The sequence below is a fragment of the Cellulophaga sp. 3_MG-2023 genome (assembly GCF_030546975.1).
GTDB lineage: Bacteria > Bacteroidota > Bacteroidia > Flavobacteriales > Flavobacteriaceae > Cellulophaga.
Genome location: NZ_JAUOPS010000002.1, coordinates 209,367 through 235,959 on the forward strand (window position 1 = coordinate 209,367; position 26,593 = coordinate 235,959).

Consider the following 26,593-nt stretch of genomic DNA (forward strand, 5'->3'; position numbering starts at 1 on the left):
AGTTGTGTTTAATTTAATTCTGCGCAACACAAAAAAACTACTCCACCTCTAAAAAGGTTTCTGCTGTAAATTCTGCATCACTATTTTTATCCCAAATTTTCACTTGCCACTTTACAGGATTACTAATAGCTCCTTTTGTTGTTATTAAAGAAGCCTGTATAGATTGCTCTACTAATTCTGGTGCTAATTTTTGGTTTAAAAATAGATCTGTTTGGTCTAGTATAATACGCTCATCATCATCTTTAACAAGCATTGTCATTCCTATTTCTATAGTACCGTCTTTTATAGTAAATCCTTTTAGGCCCTCAAATATAAACAACATTTTATCATTAAACCCAACTTTTCTATTGGTAATCACAGACTTACGCTCTGTAGAGAACAAATAACACTCTTTATAGCTTAATTTATCTGCATTAATGCTAATATCCGGATCCTTAACAAGTTCAATTTCCATTGAAGAAGTTAACACACCATTGCCTTTTAAGTCTGTTAATGTATAAATAACATCATAACTATTGCTAGATAAAATAGGGTTAGCAAAACTTATTCGCCCTACTAAATCCTTCATATCTGTATTTAACCCTATTTTAGAATTTTGCAACAAACTAGGGTATTTTAAAACTGTATCTCCTTTTTTAGAAACTACAGCTACTGCTAAATTTGGGTAATATTTTCCGTTTTCTTCTGTAAACCCTTCTATTTCTTTAAAAGTAGTTACCAAAGTTTTACCGTAGACTAATATAGGTTCTTCTAATGGTTCATCATCTACAGTAACAGCTACTCTAGACGCACTTAGACCTTCATTTTTATTGGTTAGACCTATATTAGAATCTTTATTAAAGTTACATGACGTAATTATAATAATTGAGCATACTGCTACTAATTGTAAAGCGTAATTTTTCATAAGTTTAGTGTTTTTATGGTTATAGTTATTTTATACAGGATATCCGCCTAAGGTGTCTTTTACATATAGATTAAACTCTTTACGTACCTTTTTAAAGTCTAGATTATGATACTCTGCTATTTCTTTTAATTTCCCTTTTACTTTTACTTGTTTAGTAAAATAAATACCTGCAAAAACCAATAATGCCGTTATAAATATGCAGCATATTAAAATTACTACTGTTTTTATAGTGTTATAATCTGAGTAAGAATATGATTTGCCTGCTATAAATACATTGTATAACAGCACCAATGCTCCAAAAAGCAACAAAACATAGCGAAGGTACTTTGCACTAGACATAAAATTTAGGTACTCATCTAACACCTCTTTAAGCTTTGTTTCTGATATTTTTTGTAGTTCATTAAGCTGATTTTCTTCTTTATTCATTTTTATTCATTTTTATTCATTTTTTGTTGTGCTTTAGCCCAAGCTGTAGTTAAAGAAATTAGTTTAATATCTTTATGTAAAATTGGCATTACTTTAAACTTTATATTTTGATCTGCTTTAAAGTTGAATTGACGCTCCTCTTCTACTCCATTATCTGCTAGTAACTCTATTGTATTATTTTTATAATAGGCATACGTACCATCTGTATTTAAATTAAAACCCAAAGAGGTAATGTCTTTTATAGAATTGTAACTTAATTTTATGGTTGCATTAAGCTTATTATCCACTGTAAAAACATCTTTAGACACTAATCTAAAACGTTGCAAAGAATCGTCTAGCGATGTTTGTTTCATAGCTAATTCTAAACCAACAATAGCAGCTTCTTCTTGCCCTTTAATTGTAGACAAATTATGTTGTTCTATAGTTATTGTTTTAGATTCTACATCTACAAAAAACACTGTATCTGTGCTCACCAAAGGAACTTCTCCTTGTAAAAAAAAGCTAATTATAGCCATCACTAAAGATTTTACTTCTACCATATTCTATTTCTATTATTAAGGAATTGTACTTAAATCGTCTAAAAGCCAAGTATTATTTTGTTTTACAAATCTAAATGTATGCTGTCCGCCTTCATGAAACTTAGTTGGCTTGGTTGTAGTTACTAAAACCTCTATATAATTAACGCCATCTATTGCGTGGTTTACATAAATAGTTTCGCTTTCTACTAAAAGTCCAACAAAGTTATGTGTAAAAATTAGGCTGTAATCTTCTGCTATAAAAAGGTCTACAGGGATATAAATTTTAGTAGTGTAAAGTGCAGTGTACCAATCCTCCTCTGTATCTCTAAAAGTAGTTAGTTCTTTTTCTTCTTCTGGAGTATTCTCTAAACAGGCATAACATCTAATTTTTGAAGCAGACAACCGTTTAAATTTTACAGTGTCTTTTGTTTTTAAGGCTGATAAAAAAGTAGTCCATACTTGTTTCATTTCTTTTAAAGAAACTTCTTTTGGTTGTTGCTGCGCCTTTACACCCCCAACAACCAGTAAAAAAAATAAAACTACTTTATATTTTACCATAACAATTGTACACCAATTAATTTACCGCAATTTACAGCAATACATTGTTATATAAATCCCTTTTTTCAGGGGTATTATTTTTTAAAAAAATCTAAAAACAGGGTAATGATATAATTATTTTTCTTTCGTTTTAGTATCTAAAATTTGTAGTAAGGTTGGCATTCTGTAATTACCGTGCATAGATTTTACCAAATCATAAGCCTCATCTAAATTTATACCTATGGCAGATATATAAAGTGGCTTTATACTGTCTCCTCTTAAAAGAGGTTTACTGTTTGTTTTATTTAAATGAAAACTAGATTTTGCAACACCTACAATAGGAATTTTTTCATCTAAATTATTATATAAATGACCTCCCAAACCTAGTTTACCTTCATCATCTAATAAAACATAACTATCTACTATTATTAACTCCACCTCTTGTAAATTATACTGTTTAAGTAAACTTAAAATACATGGTAACTCTCTTTTATAAAATGCCCCTGGCTCATAGTCTGGCACATCTTTAATAACTTCTTCCTTTATATCTAAAACAGTATCATCTAACCAATTACTAAAACTAACACCAACTGTTTTTGCTTTATTATTATAGTAATAAGTATCAAAGGCTAAAATCATAATATGTATCTCTTTTTAAAATTTGGTTTACTTGTAAGCGTATAAAATTCTTCTTCCTTCTAAAATTTCATTGTTCCCTTTTTCAATTAAAATTAGCTTTTCTTTTTTAAAAATTCTTTCAATTTTAAAGGTGGTATTATTATCTATAATTGCTGTTCTATCTTCAGCTATTTTTATATTAAAATTATTTAGTTCTTCATATGACTTAAATTTTAGATCGTCATTTAATTGCTCCATAGAATAGGTTAATGGGCCTTCTGCCAAATACATCCAATACTCTTTTAAACTTCCATTACTGTTAAGTACATATTTACGTTCTATATCAAACTCAAATTCTTCTATTTTAAATGAACAATCATTATCCTTCATTTGTAAATACGAAGCTACTCTATAAGCGCAGTTTATATTATTAGGGCTTATTTCTTCATCTAAAACCTTGTACTTTACACTAATTTTTGCCGATTTAGGTACCCTAGATATGTTTTTAGCACACCCAAAGTTTAATACAAGCAGAAGAAGAACTATTTTTTTCATCACATTTTTTTATATTAAATGCGTTAACATTATGTATAAACTACCAGTAAGTGCCTACTAAAAACGTCATACGTATAAAGGCTACAACACTGTCTTTAGTTAATTGTAAAGGAGTATCTAAACTAGTAACCTCATCACCATCTACAAAAACAACAAAAAGTCCGTCTTTAAAAGCTAGTAATACATTATCTATAGCATCTTGCTCTACTGCTAAATCTTTATTTGCTAAATCGCCAAAATCTACTTTACCACTTTGGGCTTGGTCTTGTATTTCTGTAGGACTTAAAAAGCCAACCACATTAACCTCTAATCTCTTTTTATTAAAAGCTTCTACTTGGTTTTTTACACAACCTACCAATAACTCTTGCAAATTATTAGGAGTTGCGTCTAAGGTTAATGGTATTTGTTTTACTTTTTTTTTGCCTAATCTTTTTAGTTGTAACGTTAGTTGTGGCATATGTACATTTTATTTTTTAGTGCGTTAGGGATTGGCGTGTAAAGCCCACAGTGCGATAGCACGAGGACTTGCAACAAAAGCCCGCCCCACCTTAAGTGGGGAACGCCCTTATAATTTTAAAATTAGCTATTTATTTGTGCTAAAATTGTTGGATCTTGTATTTTGTTGTCTTCTGACAAAAGTTTCATTTTAGAGATAATTTCTGCCGATTTTGGATCATCGTCTACAAAGGGTAAAAACATACGTCCTCTGTGCTGACTGTGTACAGGAATTATAGATAATTGTAAGCCATTTTTACTTAATTGTCCGCTTCCTAAATGTATGCTATACTCACCTAAAGTACCTGCAACCAATATGTGGCGCTCTTTAACTGTAATGTTTTTAAGTTTAAAGAGCTGTGCAGATTCGGTTGCTAATGCAGCACGCATTTGCATAGTGCTGTGACTAGCTTCTGGATCTACACCACCAACGTGAGCAACACTAACCACAAGGTCTATGTCTCTCATAATTTCGCTAAAAACCACCGGTGGCACATCTTTTAAAGGAATTGGCTTGTAGTTTTCTAAGGAGTAAAACACAATATGCTCTAAGGTTGGCGCCTCTATATCTGCTGGCGAAAACCAATCTGCCATAGCATACATTGTTGCCATAAAACCTTTTTTATGATACACTTTTTGCAATCCGTCTTCATGGCTAACCGTCCAACCACGACCACGTAGTAATGCCACGGTTTTTTGTGGTTGAATTTGGTGTCCTTGGTAACGTTCTGATTTTGACCCAAGCTCTAGTTCGTCTTTAGTAACCAAGTACAACTCTCTAAATACTTGTTTAAATGGCTGTACCAAACGCTCTGCAAAAAGGTGTTTTTGATACAAATCCCACTGAACTGCTTTGTATAGGTGAGATGGATGTGCAATTACCAAAACATCATCTTCATTTAAAATATGCCTTTTACCTTCTGTATCTGTTAGCACTCCGTCTGCATAAAAACCAGAGATTTGCTTATCTGGAGCAAACAATACCAATTTGCTAAGCATAACTTTTACAATTGGGTGTTGCATTATTTTGTGTATCTCTGCTGCGGTAAACTCGTCTTCATTTACCATTGCATTTTCTAGAGACAAACGAGTTCTACTATATTGTTTAGACAAGTAAGACTTGCCTTCTTTTAAGGCCAATACTTGTTTGTCTTTTTTATACTTGGCAGGTATAGATTTTTGTTTTTTATTACCTTTAGTGACTAGAATATCTGTTTTACCATTGTCTGTAATTACTAGTTCTATAACGGCATCATCAAACTTTAAAACAGCATTTTCCATTATTGCTAAAGTTGCTTTACTTTCCATAGCCCAACTAAAGCGTACGCGGTCTTGAAAACCTGCGTTTCTAGACAGGTTATCTAACGCAATTTCTACAGCATTTTTCTCACTCTCTTGACGTTGAGCACCAAATTGCTTGCTTTCTTTTAAAAACTTTTGCAATAGGTTGTATCGTTTTAATAAGTCTTTCTCTGGAATAGTTTTACTTAACGGAATTAAACCTAAAGCCCTAACATAGTCTTTATCTCTTTTCTCTGTAATTTTTTTTAAGGTTTCTGTAATTTTAACCTCACCAAGCATTACACTAGAGTATAGTTTTACTTGTCTGTGCCCATTACCATCTGTAATATATTTGGCAGCTTCGTGTAATATTTTCCAATTGGCTTTGCCTATACTTTTATACACTTTATTAAACCAGTCTATATCTATTGCACCAATTGCAAAGTCGGACTTTGGAATATTAGAATATCTAGAAATTATAGTTTCTTTTTCACTACTCATATAATCTGATGCATGTGCTTGAAACCACCATACAGCATCTTCTAATTTTTCTAGTCCAAGATACTCACCAACAAAACCTGCCCATTGAGTTGCATAGCAAGCAAGTTCTACTAATCTTTTCTTTGGAATTTTAGCTTCATCTGCAAGTGCTACAAAGTCTGCATAAGTTTCTGTATCTTTTAATGCACTCTTTTTTAAGATAGAACTAAAGGTAGATTTTTTTGTGTCTCCATAATAGCTGTAACCACGCTCAAAAGTATCTTTACCCATACGCTGTAACACCTTAAAAACATAGTCTACACCTTCTATTTTTGATAGACTAGAAATATAACCTGTAGCATCTGTAGCTAAATCTCCACGCTCTAACTCTGTAGAAAGTATGTTTGTTTTTAATGCGTTTAAAACTCCAAACGGAACCAAGTCTACATCTAAATTACCATTACGTATTCTGTAGTTTTGAGCACCATCTAAAATAGACATTAACTCATGAGAGTTTAGTGCCTGAAAAAGTAAATCATCTTTAGTAATTAAGTTTTTTTGATACAAAACCAATGAAATATCTAAAAGCGGTAACTGTAATCCTCTATTGGTATTTCTTTTTTCTGTAATGTCTTCAATGTTTGCTATTACTTTTGGATATCCTATATATTGTGCTGCTAAATACATTTTTATATCCCAATACTTTTTTAGTTGCTCTAAATCTCCAAACTTTATAAGTTCTTGTTCGTTTATTACAACTACTAACCCATTAATAACATCTACCCAATCATAATTATTATACCTGTAACCTTCGCCATAAGTAAACTTCTCTTTTTTTAGCTTCTCTGGAAAGTTTGCAATAGCATCTTCCCAAACACTTAATTTAAAACTTAACACGGCAGGCCTATCTGCAAAAGCCCTAAATAAGCGTCTTAAAATTTTAGTATATCTGGCGTTTGTACTGTAATAACTACGGTCTGCAGGGTCTAACTTTATGCCTTCTAAGTTAGGAGTGTATTGCTTTACATAATCTTCAAGCTTTTTATAATTGCCATAAGGAGCAGTAAACGTATTTATGTAGTTTATTGCAGCATACATCTCAAAATCGTTTAATTTACTTTCATTGTACCATTTTATCCAAACATCTGCCAAAGGTATATTATGCAAATGCTCCTCTGCAGACATCTCTTCTCTAAATTTTTTAATTTCATGAATAGTATTAGCTAATAAAGCTGTGGTTGTACTACCATCATAAGCCTCTAACTTATATTCATAATTTCTATGCTCATAAACTAATGCTATTAAATTATTTATAGCACCAACTGTTTTACGTTCATCTATAAAATTGCTAAACTTAAATTTTGCTGTAGAAATACCCAGTTTATCAAAAAAGCCTTTACTATTATCAAATTTAGCCTCTGGAGTGTATAATGATGATAAATTAGAATAATCTACTGCGCCAAAACCATTACTATATGTAAATCCAATTTTAGTTTTAGAAAACTTATCTAAAAATACACTTTCGTTTTTAGTAAATTTTGGTCGCTCTTTATACAAGCTAATTTGTTCTTCTACAAATTCTGGATATTGCTCTTCTTCCTCTATTAAGGTTAGTATCTCTAAAGCTGCCAAACGCTTATCTACTGCCTTTGCTGTAATTAAATTTTGTGTACTATTTTTAAAAACATCCTCTGGTTGCTTAATTAAAAGTTTTATTAAGCCAGAACGTAAAGTTTTGTTTTTACGACCAAATAAATCTTCCACTACATCTAAATCTTCTTGAAATAATGGCATATGATGAAAAACGGTTAAACCGGTAGACATTACAGACTCGTTCCTATCTTTAATAGCTTGGTGCGCCAATTGTCTGCGCCAAGCATCTTTAGATAAAATAAGCATTCCTGGTTTTTTACTTCCATAATTGTACCCAAAAGAATAAGTGTAATGCTCTGGAAATACTTTTCTAATGTAACTTTCTCTAACTTCTGATGGTAACTTTGCTATGTCATTAGACAGCAAAAGCAATTGCTCTTCTGAAGCATGTTTAATTATAAAATTGTAAAAATAATTTGGTGTAACTGTAAAATTTAGCCAAGAGAAAACCATTCCTTCATACACCTTACCATCTTTTGGTAGGCTAGCTGCAATTTTTTCTAGACGACTAAAAAGATCATTATCTATTTCTAAAACTGGCAAATTAATAGTTAACCAATAATCTAAAGCAGGATTATTACCTAGTTCTTTTTTATAGTAATCAACAATGCTATTCTGAGTACGTTGTGTTTGACTAACAAAATACAGAGACAGTATTTTTTTCTCTAAACTATCTGTTTTATAAACCAGCTCTAATGCTTTTTGGTTGGCAGCATCTACATTAATTAAACCTATAGCCCAAAGGCCAATATAAATTTCTAAATTATCATTACTGGTTAAACAGTCATCAATATTATTTAAATCTAAAATATGATCTCTACTTAACTCTAAAACTCTTTTTATTGTAGATTTTTTAGGAGCTTCCCAACCAAAACCAAACCAAGTGTCTACTGCTCTAACTACACTACTAAAACGAGTTAAATCGTTCTCTAAAATTACATTCATCATATATTTTAAAGCTCCTAAACTAGTAGTATCAATAGACTCTAAAATAGTTTGCCTTAACCCTTCTTGGCGCTGTGCTGCCAATAATAATTTAGCAACTAGCTCCCAATTTGCCTTTTTATTAGTAAGCAATAAACCTTTAATTATATCTCTACTTATACCACCAATTTCATCTTCAGCCTGTATAATATCGTTTACAACTTCATCTACCAATTCCCCTTTAAACTCTAGTACAGTGGCAAAAAAATAACTGTATCTGTTATCAAAATACGTAGAGTATTGAAACTGTTCTTTTAGTGGCAGATAACCAAAACCACTACGATTAGCATATAACAAACGTTTGAAATATTCTAATTTATTATATAGATGATCTGTGTTTGGCTTTGTTCTAAAAGCTCTACGGCTATACCCATTTTGGTAAGGCAAAGCATTAAACATACTCCATAACACTGGTAAAAAAGGAGATTGTATATCTCCAAACAAAAAAGATCCTAAACGAATACCTTCTTCTGTTGCCCAAGGATTTACCGTAGTTTCATCATCAAAAACATTAGAAAAAATAGTTACAGTCTCGTGCCTTTGACGTGGGTTAAGCACATCTGCCACTATCATACCCAGCACTTGGTATGGATATGAAAACTGCTCAAAATCTGCGTCTGTTAACTCTTCTTTTTTATACTTTTTAATATACGCTTGTGCTTTTTCAAATGGAATCATATGGGTTTTATTCTTTTCTAAATTGAGGCTTTGTTTACTATGGTTTAAATATAAACTAAGTCTTTATATTCTTATTTTGTTTCATCTTAAAACTTTTGCAAATTATTAAGACTACAAACATTATTTATCCCTGAATTTTGGGATTTATCTACTACTGTAAATTGTGCTCTACCTATTCAGCATAATCAAACTTTCAATAATTACTGAAAGTTTAAAATATTTAATATATATTTGTAATGAATTTAAGTTTTTAAAAGATGAACTACACAGAAGCTAAATCAAAATTTATAAATACTTGGGGCAGCTTAGGTACGCTTTGGGGAATTAACAAAGCAATGGCTCAAATACAGTCGCTCTTATTTATTTCTACTGATGCCCTTTCTATGGAAGAAATTATGGATGAATTACAGATTTCTAGAGGTAACACAAGTATGAATTTAAGGCAACTTATAGACTGGGGAATTGTGAGTAAAGAGTTTAAAGCTGGTGAACGTAAAGAATATTTTACAACGGAAAAAGATGTGCAAGAATTGGCTCGTATAATTGCAAAAGAACGTAGCCGAAGAGAGTTACAACCAACCATAAAAGTTTTAAATGAAATTAGTAATATAGCACCAGATGGCACTAAAGAAACTGATGAGTTTATTAAACAAACAAAGGCAATGTGCGAGTTAACAAAGACTGCAGATAGTCTTTTAAATAAAATGGCTAATCAACAGCAAAATTGGATTACAAAATCTATTTTAAAAATATTTAGTTAACCCAGCAATGCAAAAAAACATCTTAAATAAAATGGTAACAATTGCAATTGGGCTTATTTGGCTTGTCAACGGCTTATTGTGCAAAGTGCTAAACTTAGTTCCAAGGCACAAGCAAATTGTAAGTCTCATTTTAGGAGAAGATTTTGCAAAACCGCTAACTATTAGCATTGGAGTATTAGAAATTTTTATGGCAGGTTGGATTGTTAGTGGTTATAAATCTAGAGTAAACGCCATACTACAAATGCTAATAATAGGTGTAATGAATATTTTAGAATTTACTCTAGTGCCAGATTTATTACTCTGGGGTAAATACAATATAGTTTTTGCTTTCCTTTTAATTTGTGTGATATTCTACAATGAATTTTACTTAAAAAAAACGAATTAGTATGGTAGCATCTTTAAAAAATCATCCGTTTGCGGTTGAAGCGTTTTTTACAAACTCTACCGTACTTACTTTTGCTATTCCTAAAGAAGAATTGGCACATAAAATACCTAAGCACTTACAGCTAGACACCTTTAAAGACAAATGGGCTTTTGTAGCTGTTGCAATGGTACAAACAAAAGATTTGAGACCTAAAGGTTTGCCTAAATTTATGGGTAATAACTTTTTTTTAATTGGCTATAGAATATTTGTTACTTACACTAATAAGGCCGGTAAACGCTTAAGAGGATTATACATTTTAAAGTCTGAAACCAATAAAAAGAAAATGCAGTTTATGGGTAATATTTTTACGCATTACAACTACACTACAACAGACATTACAATAAAAAAAGAACAAAAAAACACACAAATAACCTCTTTAAAATCAAACTTTAAAATTAATTATAGCAATAATTTAAACGATATTAACCTGCCAAAAAACTCACCCTTTAGCACTTACAAAGAGGCACGCAGGTTTGCAGGACCATTACCATTTACCTTTACGTACAATAAAGAAAAAAATAGCATTTTAGTTATTGAAGGTGTCCGACAAAATTGGAAACCTTCTCCTATACATATTAATGAATGTCACTTTAATTTTTTAAAAGAAGCCGGATTTAAAAATCCAATTTTAGCAAATGCTTTTGTAATTACTAATATTCCGTATTACTGGAAAAAAGGAAAACTAGAATTATGGTAACAAAACGCAAGAAATTTCAAGGAGTACGTAACATATTAAGCTTTAACAGGCATTTTTATATTTTAGGTTTACTAATACTAGTTATTTTAATAACCGCTATACTACTGTTAAAACTACCTGTTATTATCTTGTGGGTTACAGTTAATCTATTTGTTTATGGTTTAGTAACTCCGCTTCTAGTTTCTGCATACGTTTACGATTTTTCAGGTTATTACAATTTTAAATGGCTACAAACACACATAAATAAAAGTAGCAGCATAAAAAAAATTGTAAATATTAATGCTGGTTTTGATGAAACAAGTTTTATCCTTAAAAAAAACTTTCCTACATCAGACATTAAAGTATTCGATTTTTATAATAAAAAACAGCACACAGAACCTGCCATAGTACGCGCACGTAAGGTAAGTTTAACATACCCAAATACACAGCAAATAACAACAAGCAAAATTCCGCTTAAAGACCAAAGTATAGACCTTGTATTTTTATTATCGGCAGCACACGAAATTAGATGCAATAAAGAAAAAGAAGTGTTTTTAACTGAGTGTAAAAGGATATGTAAGCCAGAAGGAAAAATTATAATGGTAGAGCACCTAAGAGACGTACCTAATTTTTTAGCCTTTTCTATTGGTTTTACTCATTTTTTTAGTAAAAAGACTTGGCAAAATGCGTTTAAAAATGCTGGCTTATCTAAAATTAAAGAAGTAAAATTTACACCGTTTATGACGGTTTTTAACTATAGCAAATAAAGAATTATGCAAATTCACTTACATATTATAGGCATATTATTAATGACTCTTGCTTTGGCACACATCTTTTTTCCTAAATACTTTAACTGGAGAACAGAGCTACGACCATTGGCGTTAATAAACAGGCAAATGATGACTACACACACTTTTTTTATTGCATTAACAGTCTTCTTAATGGGTTTGCTATGTGTTACATCTGCAACAGAATTAATAAAAACAACCTTAGGAAATAAACTAGTATTAGGGCTTGCTGTATTCTGGTCAATACGTTTATTTTTTCAGTTTTTTGTGTATTCTAAAAACTTATGGAAAGGCAAAAAATTTGAGACCACAATACACATTATATTCTCTGGATTTTGGGTATATTTATCTACTATATTTTTTATAATATATTTTAACAACTAAATAGTATGAGCAAACTAGTTATTGCAGGAGGAACGGGTTTTTTGGGAAATAAATTAATAGATTTTTATACTAGTAAATACAATGAAATAGTTGTTTTAACTCGTGGAAAGTCTCGCAGAAAAGAAAATATAAGTTACGTAAACTGGGATGCTAAAACAATTAACAAATGGCATACTAGTTTAAACAATGCAGATGTATTAATAAATTTAACTGGTAAATCTGTAGACTGTAGATTCACAAAAGAAAACAAAGCCCTTATTTTAAATTCTAGAACAGAATCTACTACCGCTTTAGGCAATGCCATAAATTTGGTAGCAAATCCGCCAAAAGTGTGGTTAAATGCATCTTCTGCTGCTATATCTCATCCTAACAAAGAAGAAAACGGAGAAGATTTTATGCTGTACGTTGGCTTAGAATGGGAAAAAGCTTTTAACGCTATAAAAAATCCCAACACAAGAAAAGTTGCTCTACGTATTTCTTTAGTTTTTGGTAAAGAAGGCGGAGCATTAATTCCTTTAAAAAAAATAACCAAACTTGGTTTAGGAGGTAAACAAGGTAGTGGCAAACAAATGGTTAGCTGGGTACACACTAAAGATTTTGTTGCAATAACTAATTACGCCATAGAAAACCAAGCTATTACTGGTCCAATAGTTGTTGCCGCACCAGATGCAATATCTAACAATAAACTTATGAGTACTATTAGGCAAACATTAAACGTACCTTTTGGCTTACCTGCTTTTTCATGGATGCTAAAAATTGGCGGATTTATAATTGGTACAGAACCTAGCCTAATTTTAAATAGTATGAAAGTTTACCCAGAAAAGTTAAAGAAGAATGGTTATGAGTTTAGATTTGATACGTTAAAATCTGCCCTAAAAGATATTTTAAAATAAACTTACTTTTTAGCAGTATTTTTTTCTTTTACAGCATCGTAACCACCTTCTAAATTTATAGCGTTATAACCTAACTCTGTTAATTTAGCTGCTGCTTTAGCGCTTCTTCCTCCACTTTTACAGTAAACGTAAATAGTTTTTGTTTTTGGTATACTATCAAAATAACTTACAAAAGAATCGTTAAGTACATTTACATTTTTAGAATTTTCTAAATGACCCAAACCGTACTCTTCAGAAGTACGTACATCTACTAACAAAGCATTTTTAATATCATTCTGTGAAAATTCTGTGATATGTTTTGACTTACTTTGTGAACAAGCCGTAATTACCAATGCAAAAAAAAGTACGCTAAAAAAAGATTTCATAAAAAAGATTGTTTTGGTCAAAATTAAACATTTTAATTAAAATCCCCTACATTTGAAAAATCAACAAGAACTAATGCACCACCTTAATCCTAACACTTGGGTAGATAACTACGCAGATTATTTATTTAATTATGCAGTAGCTAGAGTAAGCGATTCTGAAATTGCTAAAGACCTAGTACAAGAAACTTTTTTTGCAGGTCTAAAATCTGCAAAAAATTACAAAGGTGATGCTGCTGAACGCACTTGGCTTATTGCCATTTTAAAACGAAAAGTGATAGACCACTACCGTAAAATAAACTCTAACAAAGGTAAAGCAGAGGTTAGAATGTCTTACAACTCTAACATAGACTCAGACGGAGACTGGTTAGAAGAACAAGTAGCAGACCCCTTTAGTAAGCTAGAGAATAGTGACTTAGAAAATGAAGAATTAGGTCTTGCAATTCAAGAATGTATTGCTAAATTGCCTAAAAAACAAGCGTTGGTTTTTAAAATGAAAACAATACAAGGAATAAGTACAGAAGATATTTGTAATGACCTTGGCATTAATGCGTCTAACCTATGGGTAATAATCCATAGAGCCAGAACAACTTTAATGGGATGCTTAAATACTAATTGGTTTTAATTATGATTTCTTGCGAAAAAGCAGCTAAAATCTGCAACAAAATACAATACAAAGAAGCTTCTTTTTTAGAAAAGATTAGCCTTAAGTTTCATTTATTAATTTGCAAAACTTGTCCACAGTTCTCTAAAAGAAATACAGAGTTTACATCACTTTGTGAAAAAGCTCACTTGCAATCTTTAACAGAACAAGAAAAGATTAAGATGAAGCAAAAACTACAAGAAGAAGTTACCAAGTAAATAATTTATAGCGTAAATTACAACATACCAAAATATAGGAAAAGCTTCTACCCAAAAAGAAGCAAAATACTTTCCTTGTTTTCCTTGTGTATACAAAACTAAAAAGCCAAAACTTAGAAAAAGAATTCCTTTTGCTATTAGATCTAAAGGGGTAATTGTATTTTTTAGGTAAGTTGTAAAAAAGAAAATTAATACAACAATACCACTAGCTAATTTTGTGTGAATAATACCAAACCTTTGAGGTATTGTTTTTAACGAAGGAGAATCATAAGCTAAATCTCTAATTTCAAAAGGCATCAGTAAAATTAATACAATTAAAAAACGCTGAAAAGTCTCTATCCATACATCTGTTGTAACACTCATATTAGCAGACAAAACTGGTAATAAAACAGTAACACCAGCCCACACAATGGCTACCATAAATATTTTTAAAGCACCAAAACTTCTTAAGTTTTTAGCTTTGGGTAAAACAGGTAACGCATATAAACCTGTAAATAAACCTAAAGCTCCAATACATAACCAAACATCTTTATGTAAAAAGAAAGCAAAATAAACAGCACAACCCATTGCCAAGAAACTTAGCACTTGTATGTTTTTAAAATATCTGTTTGCTACTAAAATATACTTTTCTGCCTCTACTCCATACTTAATAAAGTTGTAACAAGCAATTGTACTAAAAAAACAGAAATAAGCTAAATTCTGATTAATATTAATATTTAAAAGTACTGCTGTAATCTCTAAAAGGCAAAACACAGATACAGCCACATGAATGCTTGCATCTAGATAAAAATTAAAAATTTGTTTTGCTAATTTCATTATACAAATGTAAGTAAAGTGTTCATAACATTAATTAATCGTTAAAAACTTTAAGTGAAGTACTGTAAAATTTATCAATTATAAAAAAATTAATCATTAATTTTGCGCATCTTTTTATAAAAACACTCTAGAATATGAGAACAGATTTGTTTGCCTCAAGACACATTGGTATAAATGAAAAAAATTACCAACAGATGTTTAAAACCGTTGGAGTTGAAAATTTAGATCAGCTTATATACGAAACTATCCCAGATGATATTAAGTTAAAAAAGAACTTAAATTTACCTGAAGCTTTAAGTGAAAACGAATACCTAGAGCACTTACAGGAATTAGCTGATAAAAATAAGGTTTTTAAATCTTATATTGGTTTAGGATATAATGAAGGGCTTTTACCTTCTCCTATCAAAAGAAATATTCTAGAAAATCCAGGTTGGTATACTGCCTACACACCATACCAAGCAGAGATTGCTCAAGGTCGTTTAGAGGCTTTGTTAAATTTCCAGACAATGATTTGCGATTTAACAGGTATGGAGCTTGCAAACGCATCTTTATTGGATGAAAGTACTGCTGCTGCAGAAGCAATGGCAATGCTTTTTGATGTACGTAGCAGACCTCAAAAAAAAGAAAATGTAGTTAAGTTTTTTGTTTCTGAAGAAATACTACCACAAACATTATCATTATTACAAACACGAGCTACACCAATAGGTATAGAACTTGTTATTGGTAATCATGAAGATTTTAGCTTTGGAGCAGATTTCTTTGGTGCTTTATTGCAGTACCCTGGTAAATTTGGACAAGTAAATGACTATGCTAGCTTTGTAGAAAACTGTAATGACAATAATATAAAAGTTGCTGTAGCTGCAGACATATTAAGTTTAGTAAAACTTAAAGCTCCTGCAGAATTTGGAGTAGATGTTGTTGTTGGTACTACTCAACGTTTTGGTATTCCGTTAGGATATGGTGGACCTCACGCTGCATTTTTTGCTACAAAAGAAGCTTATAAAAGAAACATTCCTGGAAGAATTATAGGTGTAACTAAAGATACAGACGGCAAACCTGCTCTACGTATGGCGTTACAAACTAGAGAGCAACATATAAAAAGAGATAAAGCAACGTCTAACATTTGTACAGCTCAAGTATTATTGGCTGTTATGGCTGGTATGTATGCTGTATACCACGGTCCAAAAGGCTTAGAGTATATTGCTAATAAAGTACATAACACTGCTATAAATACTGCTACAACAATAGAGAAATTAGGTTTTAAACAACTTAACTCTGCTTTTTTTGACACTATTAAGGTAGAAGTAAAAGATGCAAGTGCTTTAAAAGCAATTGCAGTAAGTAAAAAAATAAACTTTAATTATATAGATGATACTACAGTGTCTATCTCTATAAACGAAGCAACATCTAAAAAAGATTTTGCTACAATAGTGGCTTGTTTTGCTGAGCTTAATAAGGTAGAAAATACAGCTTCATTTACAGAAGATGTACAAACTGTTATTCCTGCTACTTTACAACGTAACACTCCATTTTTAGAAAATGAAGTTTTTAATTCTTATCACTCAGAAACAGAATTAATGCGTTACATAAAAAAATTAGAGCGTAAAGATTTATCATTAAACCACTCTATGATTTCTTTAGGTTCTTGTACAATGAAATTAAATGCGGCATCAGAAATGCTTCCTTTAAGTTCTGCACAATGGGGTAATATTCACCCATTTGCTCCAATTGATCAAGCAGAAGGATATCAAATTTTATTAAAAAGATTAGAAGATCATTTAAGTGAAATTACAGGTTTTGCAGCAACATCTTTACAACCAAATTCTGGTGCACAAGGAGAATATGCTGGTTTAATGGTAATTAGAGCTTACCACGAGTCTAGAAACGAAGCACACAGAAACATTTGTTTAATTCCTGCTTCTGCCCACGGTACAAACCCAGCTTCTGCAGTTATGGCAGGTATGAAAGTGGTTGTTACTAAGACAGACGATTACGGAAATATAGATGTTACAGATTTAAGAGAAAAAGCCGAATTACATAAAGACAATTTAGCGGCATTAATGGTTACTTACCCATCTACGCACGGTGTTTTTGAGTCTTCAATTAAAGAAGTTACACAACTAATACATGATAATGGCGGACAAGTTTATATGGATGGTGCTAATATGAATGCACAGGTTGGTTTAACTAACCCTGGTAATATTGGCGCAGATGTTTGTCACCTTAACTTACACAAAACTTTTGCCATACCTCACGGTGGTGGTGGTCCTGGTGTTGGTCCTATTTGTGTTGCTCCACAATTGGTTCCGTTTTTACCTGGTAACCCTGTAATAAAAACAGGAGGAGAAAAAGCTATAACTGCTATATCTTCTGCTCCTTGGGGTAGTTCTTTAGTTTGCTTAATATCTTACGGTTATATTGTTATGTTAGGAGAGGCTGGTTTAAAACAATCTACTTCTATCGCAATTTTAAATGCCAATTATATTAAAGAAAGATTAAACGGTAAGTTTGATGTTTTATATACTGGAGAAAAAGGAAGAGCTGCACACGAAATGATTATTGATTGCAGACCTTTTAAACAAAACGGAATAGAAGTTACTGATATTGCTAAGCGTTTAATGGACTACGGTTTTCATGCGCCAACAGTATCTTTCCCAGTTGCTGGTACATTAATGATAGAGCCTACTGAGAGTGAAAGTTTGGTTGAGCTAGACCGTTTTTGTGACACTATGTTATCTATTAGAGCTGAAATTGATGAAGCTACTTTAGACAATCCTAATAATGTTTTAAAGAACTCTCCGCACACTTTAGAAATGATAACTAATGACGTTTGGGACTTTCCTTATAGCAGACAAAAAGCTGCATTTCCTTTAGAGCATATTGCAGATAATAAATTTTGGCCTAGAGTAAGACGTGTTGATGAAGCGTATGGAGACCGTAATTTAATATGTACTTGCGCTCCTATTGAAGCTTATATGGAAGCATAAAAACACAGTAAAAACAATACTTTAAAGCCGCTTAGATCTTTCTAAGCGGCTTTTTTTTATATCATTTTTTTTACTTGAACATCATACAATTTATTATGCACGCATAGTTTATTTAAAGTGTTTTTTGTAACTTCATCCTGTTAAATTAAAAACTAATTATGCATATCGGAATTACAGGAACAGGTAGTTACATACCATCCATAACTACCTTAAATACTGACTTTATTAATCATACTTTTTTAAATACAGATGGGTCTCCCATTCCAAATTCAAATGAGGTTATTATTGAAAAGTTTAAAAAAATAACTGGAATTGCAGAAAGGAGATACGCAAAAAAAGAATTCAACACATCAGACATTGCTTATTTGGCTGCAGAAAGAGCTATTGAAGATGCCAAAATAGATAAAGAAAGCATAGATTATATTATTGTTGCTCATAATTTTGGAGATGTTAGCCACGGACAAACACAGTCTGACACGCTACCAAGTTTAGCAACAAAAGTTAAACACTTGCTACAAATTAAAAACCCTAAATGTGTTGCTTTTGACATTTTATTTGGTTGTCCTGGTTGGATACAAGGAATGATACAGGCATATGCTTTTATAAAATCTGGTATGGCTAATAGATGTTTAGTTATAGGAGCAGAAACTTTATCTAGGGTTATAGATCCTTATGATAGAGACTCTATGATATATTCTGATGGCGCTGGAGCAACAATAATAGAAAATACAGAAAATGCAGGTGATATTTTAGCTCACAACGTGGCAACTTACGCCCATAATGAAGCTAATTACCTATTCTTTGGAGAATCTTATAACAAAGAAGAAAACAATAATACAAAGTATATTAAAATGCATGGTCGTAAAATATACGAGTTTGCAGTTACACACGTACCACAAGCAATGAAAGATTGCTTAGACAAAAGTGATGTAGACATTGATGATGTAAAGAAAATTTTTATACATCAAGCTAATGAAAAAATGGATGAGGCTATTATACAAAGGTTTTACAAATTGTATAATAAGACAATGCCAAAAGACATTATGCCTATGAACATTTATAAACTTGGTAATAGCTCTGTAGCCACTGTACCTACTCTATTTGATTTAGTAAAAAGAGGAAAATTAGAAAATCACGCTGTAAAAAAAGGAGATGTTGTTATATTTGCGAGTGTTGGCGCTGGTATGAACATCAATGCCATAGTTTACAGATATTAAAAATGTACGAAAAAACATATCCTAGCAAACGTTTTAAACACACGCTAGAGTTTCTTAACAAGCACATTAACACTAATGAGAGCATTTTAGATTTAGGTGTAAGCAACCCTTTATCCAAGCTAATGACTACACAAGGTTTTAATGTAATAAATACTAATGGAGAAGATTTAGATTCAGATTTTTCATCGGTATTAAACAATAATACAGAAGTAGTTACTGCCTTTGAAATTTTTGAACATTTATTAGCTCCTTTAAATATTTTAAAAGAAATAAAGAGCGATAAATTAGTTACAAGCATTCCGCTTAACTTATGGTTTTCTCCTGCCTACAGAAGCAAAACTGACAAGTGGGATAGACATTACCACGAATTTGAAGATTGGCAATTTGATTGGCTATTAGAAAAAGCTGGTTGGGAAATAAAAGATACTGCTAAGTGGACAAACCCTGTTAAAAAAATTGGCATAAGACCAATTCTACGTAGCTTTACTCCTAGATATTATATTGTTTATGCAGAAAGAAAAAAATAATATCTTTTTATCTTTTTAGTATGAAGTATTACATTATAATTCCCGCTCACAATGAAGAAGCTTTTATAAAAAAGACTTTAAACTCTATACTTCATCAAACAAAAAAACCAAAACAGGTAATTATTGTCAATGATAATTCTACAGATGCCACTGCTACTATTTTAGATTCATACGCAGAAAAACAAGCCATCTTTAAAATAGTAAATACAACATCTTCTACCAAACATATGCCTGGTAGCAAAGTTGTAAATGCGTTTAATAAAGGTTTAGCTGTTGTAGATAATGACTATGATTTTATAGTAAAATTAGATGCCGACATCATTTTACCAGAAAATTATTTCGAAAAAATTATTTCTATTTTTAAATCTGATGAAAAAATTGGTATAGCTGGCGGTTTTGCTTATGAACAAGACAAATTTGGCAATTGGAAATTAAACCACCCAATGAATAAAGACCACGTTCGTGGAGCATTTAAAGCCTACCGTAAGTCTTGCTTTTCTAAAATAGAAGGTTTACGTAGTGCTATGGGTTGGGACACAGTAGATGAACTATTAGCACAATACCACAATTTTACAATTTTTACAGACAATAGTTTAAAAGTAAAACACCTTAGACCTACAGGAAACGCATATAACAAACAAGCTAAACTACTACAAGGGCAAGCAATGTACCGTATGCGATATGGCTTTACAATAAGTTGTATTGCATCTTTAAAAATGGCCTTAAAGCAAAATAAAATAGCCGTATTTTTTGATAACTTAACTGGTTATAAAAACGCTAAAAAAGAAAAATTGCCCTTTTTGGTTACACCAAAAGAAGGCAATTTTATTCGTGAACTTCGTTGGAAGAATATTAAAAGTAAATTGTTTTAGTTTTCTAAAACAGCTTCAATAGGTTGTCCAGTAGTTCCGTTTGGTGCAGCCATTCCTAATAACGAAGAAATTGTTGGTGCAATATCTGGTATCTCTGTTAAATTAACTGTACTTCCTTTTTTAATTCCTTTTCCAAAAAACAATAGAGGAGCGTGAGTATCGTAAACCCTAGGTGATCCGTGTGTAGACCCTGTTCTAGAGTAACTTATATAACCCGGTTTTAATACCACTATTACATCACCAGAACGCTTTTGGTTGTATCCATTTTGCACAACATAAGGTATCCCTTTAGTATAGTTATTTTGCCACATTTGGTATGCTGTATATGTTTTATCTACATCTGCAAACGTAAGCAATTCCTGTGCAAATGCTTCTTGTACTTTTTGCAGTTCTAAATCTAAATTAGCAATTACTTTATGATCTAAAAATATTTGATTATTAGATACATTTTTAATTAAATCTCCTGAACCAAATTTAAATTTAGCCCATTCATTTAACCTAGTAGACATATCTTTATAATTTACATAACCACCAGGTATTTTACTATCTTTTAAATATGTAGGAACCTGTATTGCTGCGTGGTCTGCACTTAAAAATACTGTATACTCGCCATTACCAACTTCTTTATCTAATTCCTTAAATAACCTTTCTAAGTCCCTATCTAATCTAATGTAAGTATCTTCAATCTCTTTAGAATTTACTCCAAATTGATGACCTACATAATCTGTAGATGAAAAACTAACAGCTAAAAAATCTGTAATTTCATCTTTACCTAAATTTTCTCCTTTTAAAGCTGCAATTGCAAAATCTGCTGTTAAGCTATTTCCGTATGGAGTTGCTTTTATAATGTCAAAACCTCTATTTTGCTCCCAAATAGCTGGTAAATTATGAGGAAATGATGTGCTTGTTTCTCCTTTAAACTTTCCTTCGTAATTGTTTTCATCAGAACCACTCTCTATGTAAGTACTAATATCTTTTAAAGTAGTCCAAGATTTTTTATATTTTTCAGCAGCATCAGAATCATTAAAAGCAGTAACCCAACTTGGTAAACTGTTCATATAATACGTGCTCGTTATAAAATTAGCCTCATCCTTACCCATAAACCAATATGCGGCATTAGCTGCGTGACCACCAGGCAGTACAGCACCTCTATCTTTTATAGCTACAGCAATTACTTTACCTTTTTTTTGAGTGTGTAAACGTAATTGATCTGTAACGGTTGTAGTTAACATTCTATGTGGACTCATTTTTCCTTCAGAACCACTTGTTCCTACACTGTTATAGTTGCTATCACCTGCACAATATACATTTACCCCTAAATCTTTATCATACCAGTTATTACCTATTATACCGTGCATAGCTGGTGTTGTACCAGTATAAACAGAGGTATGTCCAGGACCAGTACTTGTAGGTGAATAATTATAGTGATGATTTTTAGCATTAAACCCTTCATTAATCATACGTTTAAATCCGCCTTCTCCATATTGATTATAAAAACGAGTAAGATAATCGTACCTCATTTGGTCTACAATTATACCAACAACTAACTTTGGAGTTGTTTTTATAGGGGTAGCTCTTTGCTGCTCTACATCATTTTTACTCTTTCTTTTAGATTTTTTTTGCGCATTAACCTCCTCTACATTTGTCATAAAACAAACAGCTAATAATGCTACAAATAGACTTCTCTTCATTGCAAATAATTTTATTGATACCGTAAAAGTAAATAAATAAACTTTTAATTTTTTTATTTGAATGTCAAATGAGAGTTAATATTATTATTTTTACAGACAGAAGTCTATTTTATATGAATTACATAGCATCTATTGGCAGTTATTTTATAATGATTAAGGAGGTTTTTAAAAAACCCACAAAGTGGTCTATTATGAAAACTCTTATTTTAAAAGAAATAGACGAATTGGTTTTTGGTTCCTTGGGTATCATTATATTTATTTCGTTTTTTATTGGTGGTGTAGTAACCATACAAACTGCTTTAAACCTTACCAACCCTTTAATACCAGAAAGTCTAATTGGTTTTGCTGCTAGGCAATCTGTTATTTTAGAATTTGCCCCTACGTTTACCTCTATAATAATGGCAGGTAAGGTTGGGTCTTACATTACATCTAGTATAGGAACTATGCGTGTAACAGAGCAAATTGATGCTCTAGAAGTTATGGGGGTAAACTCTTTAAACTACTTAGTATTTCCTAAAATTATAGCTTTACTATTATATCCGTTTGCAATAGCCATTGCAATGTATGTTGGTATTTTTGGAGGCTGGATCGCTGGTGTTTTTGGTGGTTTTACCACAAGTGCAAGTTTTATTGAAGGAATACAACTAGACTTTATACCTTACCATGTCACCTACGCATTTATAAAATCTATAATATTTGCTTTTGTTATTGCCACAATACCATCTTTTCACGGTTATTATATGAAAGGTGGAGCTTTAGAAGTAGGTAAAGCAAGTACCACTGCCTTTGTTTGGACGAGTGTTGCTATTATTATTTTAAACTACATATTAACTCAATTACTATTAGGATAATGATAGAAGTAGACAACTTACATAAATCTTTTGGTGACGCACACATTTTAAAGGGTGTAACCACTAGTTTTGAAAAAGGAAAAACAAACCTAATTATTGGGCAAAGTGGATCTGGTAAAACTGTATTTTTAAAATGTTTACTTGGTTTATTTACTCCGGATAAAGGACACATTTGCTATAACGGAGATATTTATAACGATTTGTCTGCCGACCAAAAAAGAAACTTAAGACAAGAAATGGGAATGGTTTTTCAGGGCAGTGCTTTGTTTGATTCTCTTACTGTTGAAGGTAACGTAATGTTTCCATTAGAAATGTTTACAAAACAGCCTAAATCTGAAATGCAAGACCGTGTTAACACTGTTTTAAAGCGAGTAAACTTAATTGATGCACACCATAAATACCCATCAGAAATATCTGGAGGTATGCAAAAAAGGGTAGCCATTGCAAGAGCAATTGTAATGAACCCTAAATACTTATTTTGTGATGAGCCTAACTCTGGTTTAGATCCTAAAACCGCTATACTAATAGATAACCTTATTCAAGAAATTACTCAAGAATATGATATCACAACTGTGATTAACACTCATGATATGAACTCTGTTATGGAAATAGGAGAAAAAATCTTATTTCTTAAAAACGGACATAAAGAATGGGAAGGCACAAATAAAGAAATTTTTAAAACCGATAACAAAGCTGTCACAGATTTTGTTTATTCTTCTGAGCTATTTAAAAAAGTAAGACAAATGTATATTGAAGAAAGAAATTAGTTTGCTAATTCTCTAACTTGAATATTTTTATCTTTTAATCTTAATTTTAACCAATCCGCTATTTTTTTAGCATCAGCTTGCTTGTCTTTTGATTTTGTTTTGGGTTTCCAATTAATTTCAAAAACAGGGATAGTATCAACTTTTTTAAAGTCTGTACGTATAGTATAAGAATAACCTATAGAGGCCAAATTCTCATAATTAGCTTTAGCTTCTGCACTAACGTCATTAAAAGGAATTTGTTTAGATACAATTTTTTGTAATTGAGTTAACTCTTTTTCTAATAAGGCAATTTTTTCCTCTTTACCCATTAACTCAGCTTTTTTAGCTTGGTATAGCTCTTCTACATATTTTATTTGATCTACTTCTTTATTTTTAGAACCCTGAATAATTTTTAAATCAGTATTTGCAAGCTCTTTAAAATCTTCATTTTTTATTTCATTCCAACTAGCAATAATATTATCTGGCACTAATTCTTCGCCCATAAACATTACTTCTATTACAGATTTTTGTTCATTTTTATTCTTTCTAAATATTTTATCAAACAAAGAACTATCACCTCCGTGGTATTCAATATTAGTTAAATTATTTAAATACAAACCGTTACCTGCAAATTTATACTTTGCTATATTTTCTGTTATAAATTGCTGAGCCTGACTTTTAAACTGAGATTCCTCCCAAGCCTTAAAGAATGTCCAACTTGCAGGCACCATAACCAATATTGCAACTATAGATGCAAGCCTACTAATTAATCTACGACGCTCAGAGTTAGCGTAACGCACCATTGGAAAACGTAATATTTTTATAACTAAAAATGTAGCTAAAGCAATAAAAATAGTATTAATAGTAAATAAGTACATTGCTCCCGTTGCATAATCCCAATTACCAATTGCTAAACCAAAACCTACAGTACACAAAGGAGGCATTAATGCTGTTGCAATTGCCACACCAAATATAACACTGGCTATTGTTCCCTTTTTTGCACGTGCAATAACCAAGGCTAAACCACCAAAAAATGCAATAAGAACATCTCTAATATCTGGTGCTGTACGTGCTAAAAGTTCGGAAGACTCATCTCGTAAAGGAAAAAACTTAAAGAATAAAAAGGCAGTAAGTATACTTAACACCACCATTACCCCAAAATTTTTAAGTGAACGACGCAACGTATCAATATCATTAATAGCTAATGATAAACCCATTCCTAAAATAGGCCCCATTAATGGAGAAATTAACATGGCACCAATTACAACTGCTGTAGAATTGGCATTTAAACCAATAGAAGCTATAAAAATAGAACAAATTAAAATCCAAGAAGTATGCCCCTTAAAAGGTATATCTGCCACTATAGACTCTCTAGTAGCTTCTTGGTCTGTATTATTACGAATATCTAAAAGTTCCTTTAAAAACTTTTTAGTAGACCCAAGTAAACCCTGAAAATCTTTTTTTACGTTATCTGATGATTCACTACCAGTTACGTTATTATTTTGCTCTGTATTATTACTCATACACAATGGTATTATTCACCAAACTTATCTTTTACCTCGTTTAAGATAACTTTTATGTCTTGCTCTTTTTCTTTTGGACAAATTAACAAAACATCTTCTTTATCCACTACAATGTAATTATCTAAACTATCTAAAACTACAACTTTGTTCTCTTTGGTACGCACAATGTTGCCTGTTGCATTTCGGTCTAGCAATTTTGCTCCAACTACTGCATTCGTATTTTCATTCTTATCTAGCTTGTCATATAAAGATCCCCAAGTACCAAGATCATTCCAATCAAAAGTAGCTGGTAACACATGAATATCTTTAGAGTGTTCTAAAATGGCGTAATCAATAGATATATTTTCTGCTAATGCATAATTATCTGCAATAAACTTTTGTTCATCATTAGTATTATAGCTATCCATACCTGCAAAAAATAAATTATATTGCTCTGGCTGAAACGCTTTAAATGCATCAACTATTGTTTTAACGCTCCACATAAATATACCTGCGTTCCACAAGAAATTACCTTGACTAATAAAGTCCTTTGCTGTATTGTAATCTGGTTTTTCTCTAAACTGATTTACTTTTTTAATTTCAATAGCCGGATTCTTATCAAACTCTATATACCCAAACCCTGTATTAGGAAATGTTGGTTTTATACCTAAAGTACATAATACAGCTTCATTTTCGCACTTCGTAAAACACTGTTTAACGTCGTCTTCAAAAGCTTGCTCATCTTCAATCCAATGGTCACTAGGAGCAACAATCATAACAGCATTAGGATCTTTTTTCTTGATTTTTAATGCTGCATATAAAATGCAAGGCGCTGTATTACGCATAGCCGGCTCTAAAACTACCTGATCCTGTGTAAGCATAGGTAATTGCTCTAAAACTAAGCTGTTATAACTCTCATTGGTTAACACTAATATATTCTCTTTTGGAATAAACTTATTAAGCCTTTTAAAGGTTTTCTGAATTAGTGTATCACCAGAACCTAACATATCATGAAATTGCTTTGGATATTCAGCTGTACTTACCGGCCAAAACCTTGAGCCAATACCACCTGCCATTATAACTGCGTAATAATTACTGTTCATATG

Annotated in this window: 27 protein-coding genes; 14 read left to right on the plus strand and 13 right to left on the minus strand. The window is 31.6% G+C overall.

Features of this window, described 5'->3' with window-relative positions; all coding sequences use genetic code 11:
• Positions 1-37 precede the first annotated feature (37 nt).
• The 8 genes from Q4487_RS05850 to Q4487_RS05885 all read right to left on the minus strand — a co-directional run bounded on the left by Q4487_RS05850 (position 38) and on the right by Q4487_RS05885 (position 9,129).
• Positions 38-904, minus strand: a complete 867-nt coding sequence (locus tag Q4487_RS05850; protein ID WP_303540938.1) for a hypothetical protein — start codon at positions 902-904, stop codon at positions 38-40.
• Between the two features lie 30 nt (positions 905-934).
• A complete protein-coding gene (locus Q4487_RS05855) occupies positions 935-1,330 on the minus strand; it encodes a hypothetical protein (RefSeq protein ID WP_198519456.1) in 396 nt (131 codons plus the stop codon).
• A 2-nt stretch (positions 1,331-1,332) separates the two neighbouring features.
• Positions 1,333-1,869: a hypothetical protein gene (locus tag Q4487_RS05860; RefSeq protein ID WP_303540937.1), complete on the minus strand. Its 537-nt coding sequence runs from the start codon at positions 1,867-1,869 to the stop codon at positions 1,333-1,335.
• A gap of 15 nt (positions 1,870-1,884) precedes the next feature.
• Positions 1,885-2,406, minus strand: coding sequence for a hypothetical protein (locus tag Q4487_RS05865; RefSeq protein ID WP_303540936.1), 522 nt, complete (start codon positions 2,404-2,406; stop codon positions 1,885-1,887).
• Between the two features lie 114 nt (positions 2,407-2,520).
• Positions 2,521-3,024 (minus strand): endonuclease V, encoded by a 504-nt coding sequence (locus Q4487_RS05870; protein WP_303540935.1) that lies wholly within the window; start codon positions 3,022-3,024, stop codon positions 2,521-2,523.
• Between the two features lie 27 nt (positions 3,025-3,051).
• On the minus strand, positions 3,052-3,558 hold the full coding sequence (locus Q4487_RS05875) for a hypothetical protein (RefSeq protein ID WP_303540934.1): 507 nt from the start codon (positions 3,556-3,558) through the stop codon (positions 3,052-3,054).
• A 40-nt stretch (positions 3,559-3,598) separates the two neighbouring features.
• Positions 3,599-4,015: a hypothetical protein gene (locus tag Q4487_RS05880; protein ID WP_303540933.1), complete on the minus strand. Its 417-nt coding sequence runs from the start codon at positions 4,013-4,015 to the stop codon at positions 3,599-3,601.
• Positions 4,016-4,137: 122 nt separating this feature from the next.
• On the minus strand, positions 4,138-9,129 hold the full coding sequence (locus tag Q4487_RS05885) for a DUF4132 domain-containing protein (RefSeq protein ID WP_303540932.1): 4,992 nt from the start codon (positions 9,127-9,129) through the stop codon (positions 4,138-4,140).
• 257 nt (positions 9,130-9,386) lie between these two features.
• On the opposite strand from Q4487_RS05885, the gene Q4487_RS05890 reads away from it, so the two are divergent.
• Genes Q4487_RS05890 through Q4487_RS05915 form a run of 6 tightly spaced genes read left to right on the plus strand, consistent with a single transcriptional unit; the run spans position 9,387 to position 13,055 of the window.
• Positions 9,387-9,890: a GbsR/MarR family transcriptional regulator gene (locus tag Q4487_RS05890; protein ID WP_303540931.1), complete on the plus strand. Its 504-nt coding sequence runs from the start codon at positions 9,387-9,389 to the stop codon at positions 9,888-9,890.
• A gap of 7 nt (positions 9,891-9,897) precedes the next feature.
• The gene (locus tag Q4487_RS05895; protein ID WP_303540930.1) at positions 9,898-10,275 is read left to right on the plus strand and encodes a DoxX-like family protein; all 378 of its coding nucleotides are present in this window, start codon (positions 9,898-9,900) and stop codon (positions 10,273-10,275) included.
• A gap of 1 nt (position 10,276) precedes the next feature.
• On the plus strand, positions 10,277-11,011 hold the full coding sequence (locus tag Q4487_RS05900; RefSeq protein ID WP_303540929.1) for a DUF2071 domain-containing protein: 735 nt from the start codon (positions 10,277-10,279) through the stop codon (positions 11,009-11,011).
• Positions 11,005-11,757, plus strand: coding sequence for a methyltransferase domain-containing protein (locus Q4487_RS05905; RefSeq protein ID WP_303540928.1), 753 nt, complete (start codon positions 11,005-11,007; stop codon positions 11,755-11,757). The genes Q4487_RS05900 and Q4487_RS05905 overlap by 7 nt, the downstream gene beginning before the upstream one ends.
• A 6-nt stretch (positions 11,758-11,763) precedes the next feature.
• Complete coding sequence (locus tag Q4487_RS05910; RefSeq protein WP_303540927.1) at positions 11,764-12,162, plus strand: hypothetical protein; 399 nt, start codon at positions 11,764-11,766, stop codon at positions 12,160-12,162.
• A 5-nt stretch (positions 12,163-12,167) separates the two neighbouring features.
• Positions 12,168-13,055 (plus strand): TIGR01777 family oxidoreductase, encoded by an 888-nt coding sequence (locus Q4487_RS05915; RefSeq protein ID WP_303540926.1) that lies wholly within the window; start codon positions 12,168-12,170, stop codon positions 13,053-13,055.
• Positions 13,056-13,057: 2 nt separating this feature from the next.
• On the opposite strand, the gene Q4487_RS05920 is transcribed toward Q4487_RS05915, so the two are convergent.
• Positions 13,058-13,420, minus strand: a complete 363-nt coding sequence (locus Q4487_RS05920; RefSeq protein WP_100893645.1) for a rhodanese-like domain-containing protein — start codon at positions 13,418-13,420, stop codon at positions 13,058-13,060.
• Positions 13,421-13,493: 73 nt separating this feature from the next.
• On the opposite strand from Q4487_RS05920, the gene Q4487_RS05925 reads away from it, so the two are divergent.
• Positions 13,494-14,042, plus strand: a complete 549-nt coding sequence (locus Q4487_RS05925; protein WP_100893646.1) for a sigma-70 family RNA polymerase sigma factor — start codon at positions 13,494-13,496, stop codon at positions 14,040-14,042.
• A gap of 2 nt (positions 14,043-14,044) precedes the next feature.
• Positions 14,045-14,278, plus strand: coding sequence for a hypothetical protein (locus tag Q4487_RS05930; protein ID WP_100893647.1), 234 nt, complete (start codon positions 14,045-14,047; stop codon positions 14,276-14,278).
• On the opposite strand, the gene Q4487_RS05935 is transcribed toward Q4487_RS05930, so the two are convergent.
• Positions 14,255-15,094 carry a hypothetical protein gene (locus Q4487_RS05935; RefSeq protein ID WP_100893648.1) on the minus strand — a complete coding sequence of 280 codons (840 nt, stop codon included), beginning with the start codon at positions 15,092-15,094 and terminating at the stop codon, positions 14,255-14,257. The two genes, Q4487_RS05930 and Q4487_RS05935, sit on opposite strands and share 24 nt — an antisense overlap.
• Positions 15,095-15,228: 134 nt before the next feature.
• Between Q4487_RS05935 and gcvP the strand changes: the two genes are divergently transcribed.
• The 4 genes from gcvP (at position 15,229) to Q4487_RS05955 (ending at position 20,697) form a co-directional block, all read left to right on the plus strand.
• The gene (gene gcvP / locus Q4487_RS05940; protein WP_303540925.1) at positions 15,229-18,081 is read left to right on the plus strand and encodes an aminomethyl-transferring glycine dehydrogenase; all 2,853 of its coding nucleotides are present in this window, start codon (positions 15,229-15,231) and stop codon (positions 18,079-18,081) included.
• Positions 18,082-18,239: 158 nt separating this feature from the next.
• Positions 18,240-19,298 carry a 3-oxoacyl-ACP synthase III family protein gene (locus Q4487_RS05945; protein WP_303540924.1) on the plus strand — a complete coding sequence of 353 codons (1,059 nt, stop codon included), beginning with the start codon at positions 18,240-18,242 and terminating at the stop codon, positions 19,296-19,298.
• Between the two features lie 2 nt (positions 19,299-19,300).
• Positions 19,301-19,825, plus strand: a complete 525-nt coding sequence (locus Q4487_RS05950) for a methyltransferase (RefSeq protein WP_303540923.1) — start codon at positions 19,301-19,303, stop codon at positions 19,823-19,825.
• A gap of 20 nt (positions 19,826-19,845) precedes the next feature.
• Positions 19,846-20,697: a glycosyltransferase family 2 protein gene (locus tag Q4487_RS05955; RefSeq protein WP_303540922.1), complete on the plus strand. Its 852-nt coding sequence runs from the start codon at positions 19,846-19,848 to the stop codon at positions 20,695-20,697.
• Here Q4487_RS05955 and pafA read toward each other — a convergent pair.
• A complete protein-coding gene (gene pafA / locus Q4487_RS05960) occupies positions 20,694-22,388 on the minus strand; it encodes an alkaline phosphatase PafA (protein ID WP_303540921.1) in 1,695 nt (564 codons plus the stop codon). The genes Q4487_RS05955 and pafA overlap by 4 nt on opposite strands.
• A 113-nt stretch (positions 22,389-22,501) precedes the next feature.
• On the opposite strand from pafA, the gene Q4487_RS05965 reads away from it, so the two are divergent.
• Positions 22,502-23,239, plus strand: coding sequence for an ABC transporter permease (locus Q4487_RS05965; RefSeq protein WP_100893654.1), 738 nt, complete (start codon positions 22,502-22,504; stop codon positions 23,237-23,239).
• A complete protein-coding gene (locus tag Q4487_RS05970) occupies positions 23,239-24,006 on the plus strand; it encodes an ABC transporter ATP-binding protein (protein WP_303540920.1) in 768 nt (255 codons plus the stop codon). The genes Q4487_RS05965 and Q4487_RS05970 overlap by 1 nt, the downstream gene beginning before the upstream one ends.
• On the opposite strand, the gene Q4487_RS05975 is transcribed toward Q4487_RS05970, so the two are convergent.
• A complete protein-coding gene (locus tag Q4487_RS05975; RefSeq protein ID WP_303540918.1) occupies positions 24,003-25,508 on the minus strand; it encodes a DUF389 domain-containing protein in 1,506 nt (501 codons plus the stop codon). The two genes, Q4487_RS05970 and Q4487_RS05975, sit on opposite strands and share 4 nt — an antisense overlap.
• 11 nt (positions 25,509-25,519) lie before the next feature.
• Positions 25,520-26,590, minus strand: a complete 1,071-nt coding sequence (locus tag Q4487_RS05980) for a mannose-1-phosphate guanylyltransferase (protein WP_303540916.1) — start codon at positions 26,588-26,590, stop codon at positions 25,520-25,522.
• Positions 26,591-26,593: the final 3 nt, after the last annotated feature.

Excerpts from the sequence above, each read along its gene's own strand:
- Q4487_RS05850 (WP_303540938.1), bottom strand. The coding sequence starts at position 904 with ATGAAAAATTACGCTTTACAATTAGTAGCAGTATGCTCAATTATTATA.
- Q4487_RS05855 (WP_198519456.1), bottom strand. The coding sequence starts at position 1,330 with ATGAATAAAGAAGAAAATCAGCTTAATGAACTACAAAAAATATCAGAA.
- Q4487_RS05860 (WP_303540937.1), bottom strand. The coding sequence starts at position 1,869 with ATGGTAGAAGTAAAATCTTTAGTGATGGCTATAATTAGCTTTTTTTTA.
- Q4487_RS05865 (WP_303540936.1), bottom strand. The coding sequence starts at position 2,406 with ATGGTAAAATATAAAGTAGTTTTATTTTTTTTACTGGTTGTTGGGGGT.
- Q4487_RS05870 (WP_303540935.1), bottom strand. The coding sequence starts at position 3,024 with ATGATTTTAGCCTTTGATACTTATTACTATAATAATAAAGCAAAAACA.
- Q4487_RS05875 (WP_303540934.1), bottom strand. The coding sequence starts at position 3,558 with ATGAAAAAAATAGTTCTTCTTCTGCTTGTATTAAACTTTGGGTGTGCT.
- Q4487_RS05880 (WP_303540933.1), bottom strand. The coding sequence starts at position 4,015 with ATGCCACAACTAACGTTACAACTAAAAAGATTAGGCAAAAAAAAAGTA.
- Q4487_RS05885 (WP_303540932.1), bottom strand. The coding sequence starts at position 9,129 with ATGATTCCATTTGAAAAAGCACAAGCGTATATTAAAAAGTATAAAAAA.
- Q4487_RS05890 (WP_303540931.1), top strand. The coding sequence starts at position 9,387 with ATGAACTACACAGAAGCTAAATCAAAATTTATAAATACTTGGGGCAGC.
- Q4487_RS05895 (WP_303540930.1), top strand. The coding sequence starts at position 9,898 with ATGCAAAAAAACATCTTAAATAAAATGGTAACAATTGCAATTGGGCTT.
- Q4487_RS05900 (WP_303540929.1), top strand. The coding sequence starts at position 10,277 with ATGGTAGCATCTTTAAAAAATCATCCGTTTGCGGTTGAAGCGTTTTTT.
- Q4487_RS05905 (WP_303540928.1), top strand. The coding sequence starts at position 11,005 with ATGGTAACAAAACGCAAGAAATTTCAAGGAGTACGTAACATATTAAGC.
- Q4487_RS05910 (WP_303540927.1), top strand. The coding sequence starts at position 11,764 with ATGCAAATTCACTTACATATTATAGGCATATTATTAATGACTCTTGCT.
- Q4487_RS05915 (WP_303540926.1), top strand. The coding sequence starts at position 12,168 with ATGAGCAAACTAGTTATTGCAGGAGGAACGGGTTTTTTGGGAAATAAA.
- Q4487_RS05920 (WP_100893645.1), bottom strand. The coding sequence starts at position 13,420 with ATGAAATCTTTTTTTAGCGTACTTTTTTTTGCATTGGTAATTACGGCT.
- Q4487_RS05925 (WP_100893646.1), top strand. The coding sequence starts at position 13,494 with ATGCACCACCTTAATCCTAACACTTGGGTAGATAACTACGCAGATTAT.
- Q4487_RS05930 (WP_100893647.1), top strand. The coding sequence starts at position 14,045 with ATGATTTCTTGCGAAAAAGCAGCTAAAATCTGCAACAAAATACAATAC.
- Q4487_RS05935 (WP_100893648.1), bottom strand. The coding sequence starts at position 15,094 with ATGAAATTAGCAAAACAAATTTTTAATTTTTATCTAGATGCAAGCATT.
- gcvP (WP_303540925.1), top strand. The coding sequence starts at position 15,229 with ATGAGAACAGATTTGTTTGCCTCAAGACACATTGGTATAAATGAAAAA.
- Q4487_RS05945 (WP_303540924.1), top strand. The coding sequence starts at position 18,240 with ATGCATATCGGAATTACAGGAACAGGTAGTTACATACCATCCATAACT.
- Q4487_RS05950 (WP_303540923.1), top strand. The coding sequence starts at position 19,301 with ATGTACGAAAAAACATATCCTAGCAAACGTTTTAAACACACGCTAGAG.
- Q4487_RS05955 (WP_303540922.1), top strand. The coding sequence starts at position 19,846 with ATGAAGTATTACATTATAATTCCCGCTCACAATGAAGAAGCTTTTATA.
- pafA (WP_303540921.1), bottom strand. The coding sequence starts at position 22,388 with ATGAAGAGAAGTCTATTTGTAGCATTATTAGCTGTTTGTTTTATGACA.
- Q4487_RS05965 (WP_100893654.1), top strand. The coding sequence starts at position 22,502 with ATGAATTACATAGCATCTATTGGCAGTTATTTTATAATGATTAAGGAG.
- Q4487_RS05970 (WP_303540920.1), top strand. The coding sequence starts at position 23,239 with ATGATAGAAGTAGACAACTTACATAAATCTTTTGGTGACGCACACATT.
- Q4487_RS05975 (WP_303540918.1), bottom strand. The coding sequence starts at position 25,508 with ATGAGTAATAATACAGAGCAAAATAATAACGTAACTGGTAGTGAATCA.
- Q4487_RS05980 (WP_303540916.1), bottom strand. The coding sequence starts at position 26,590 with ATGAACAGTAATTATTACGCAGTTATAATGGCAGGTGGTATTGGCTCA.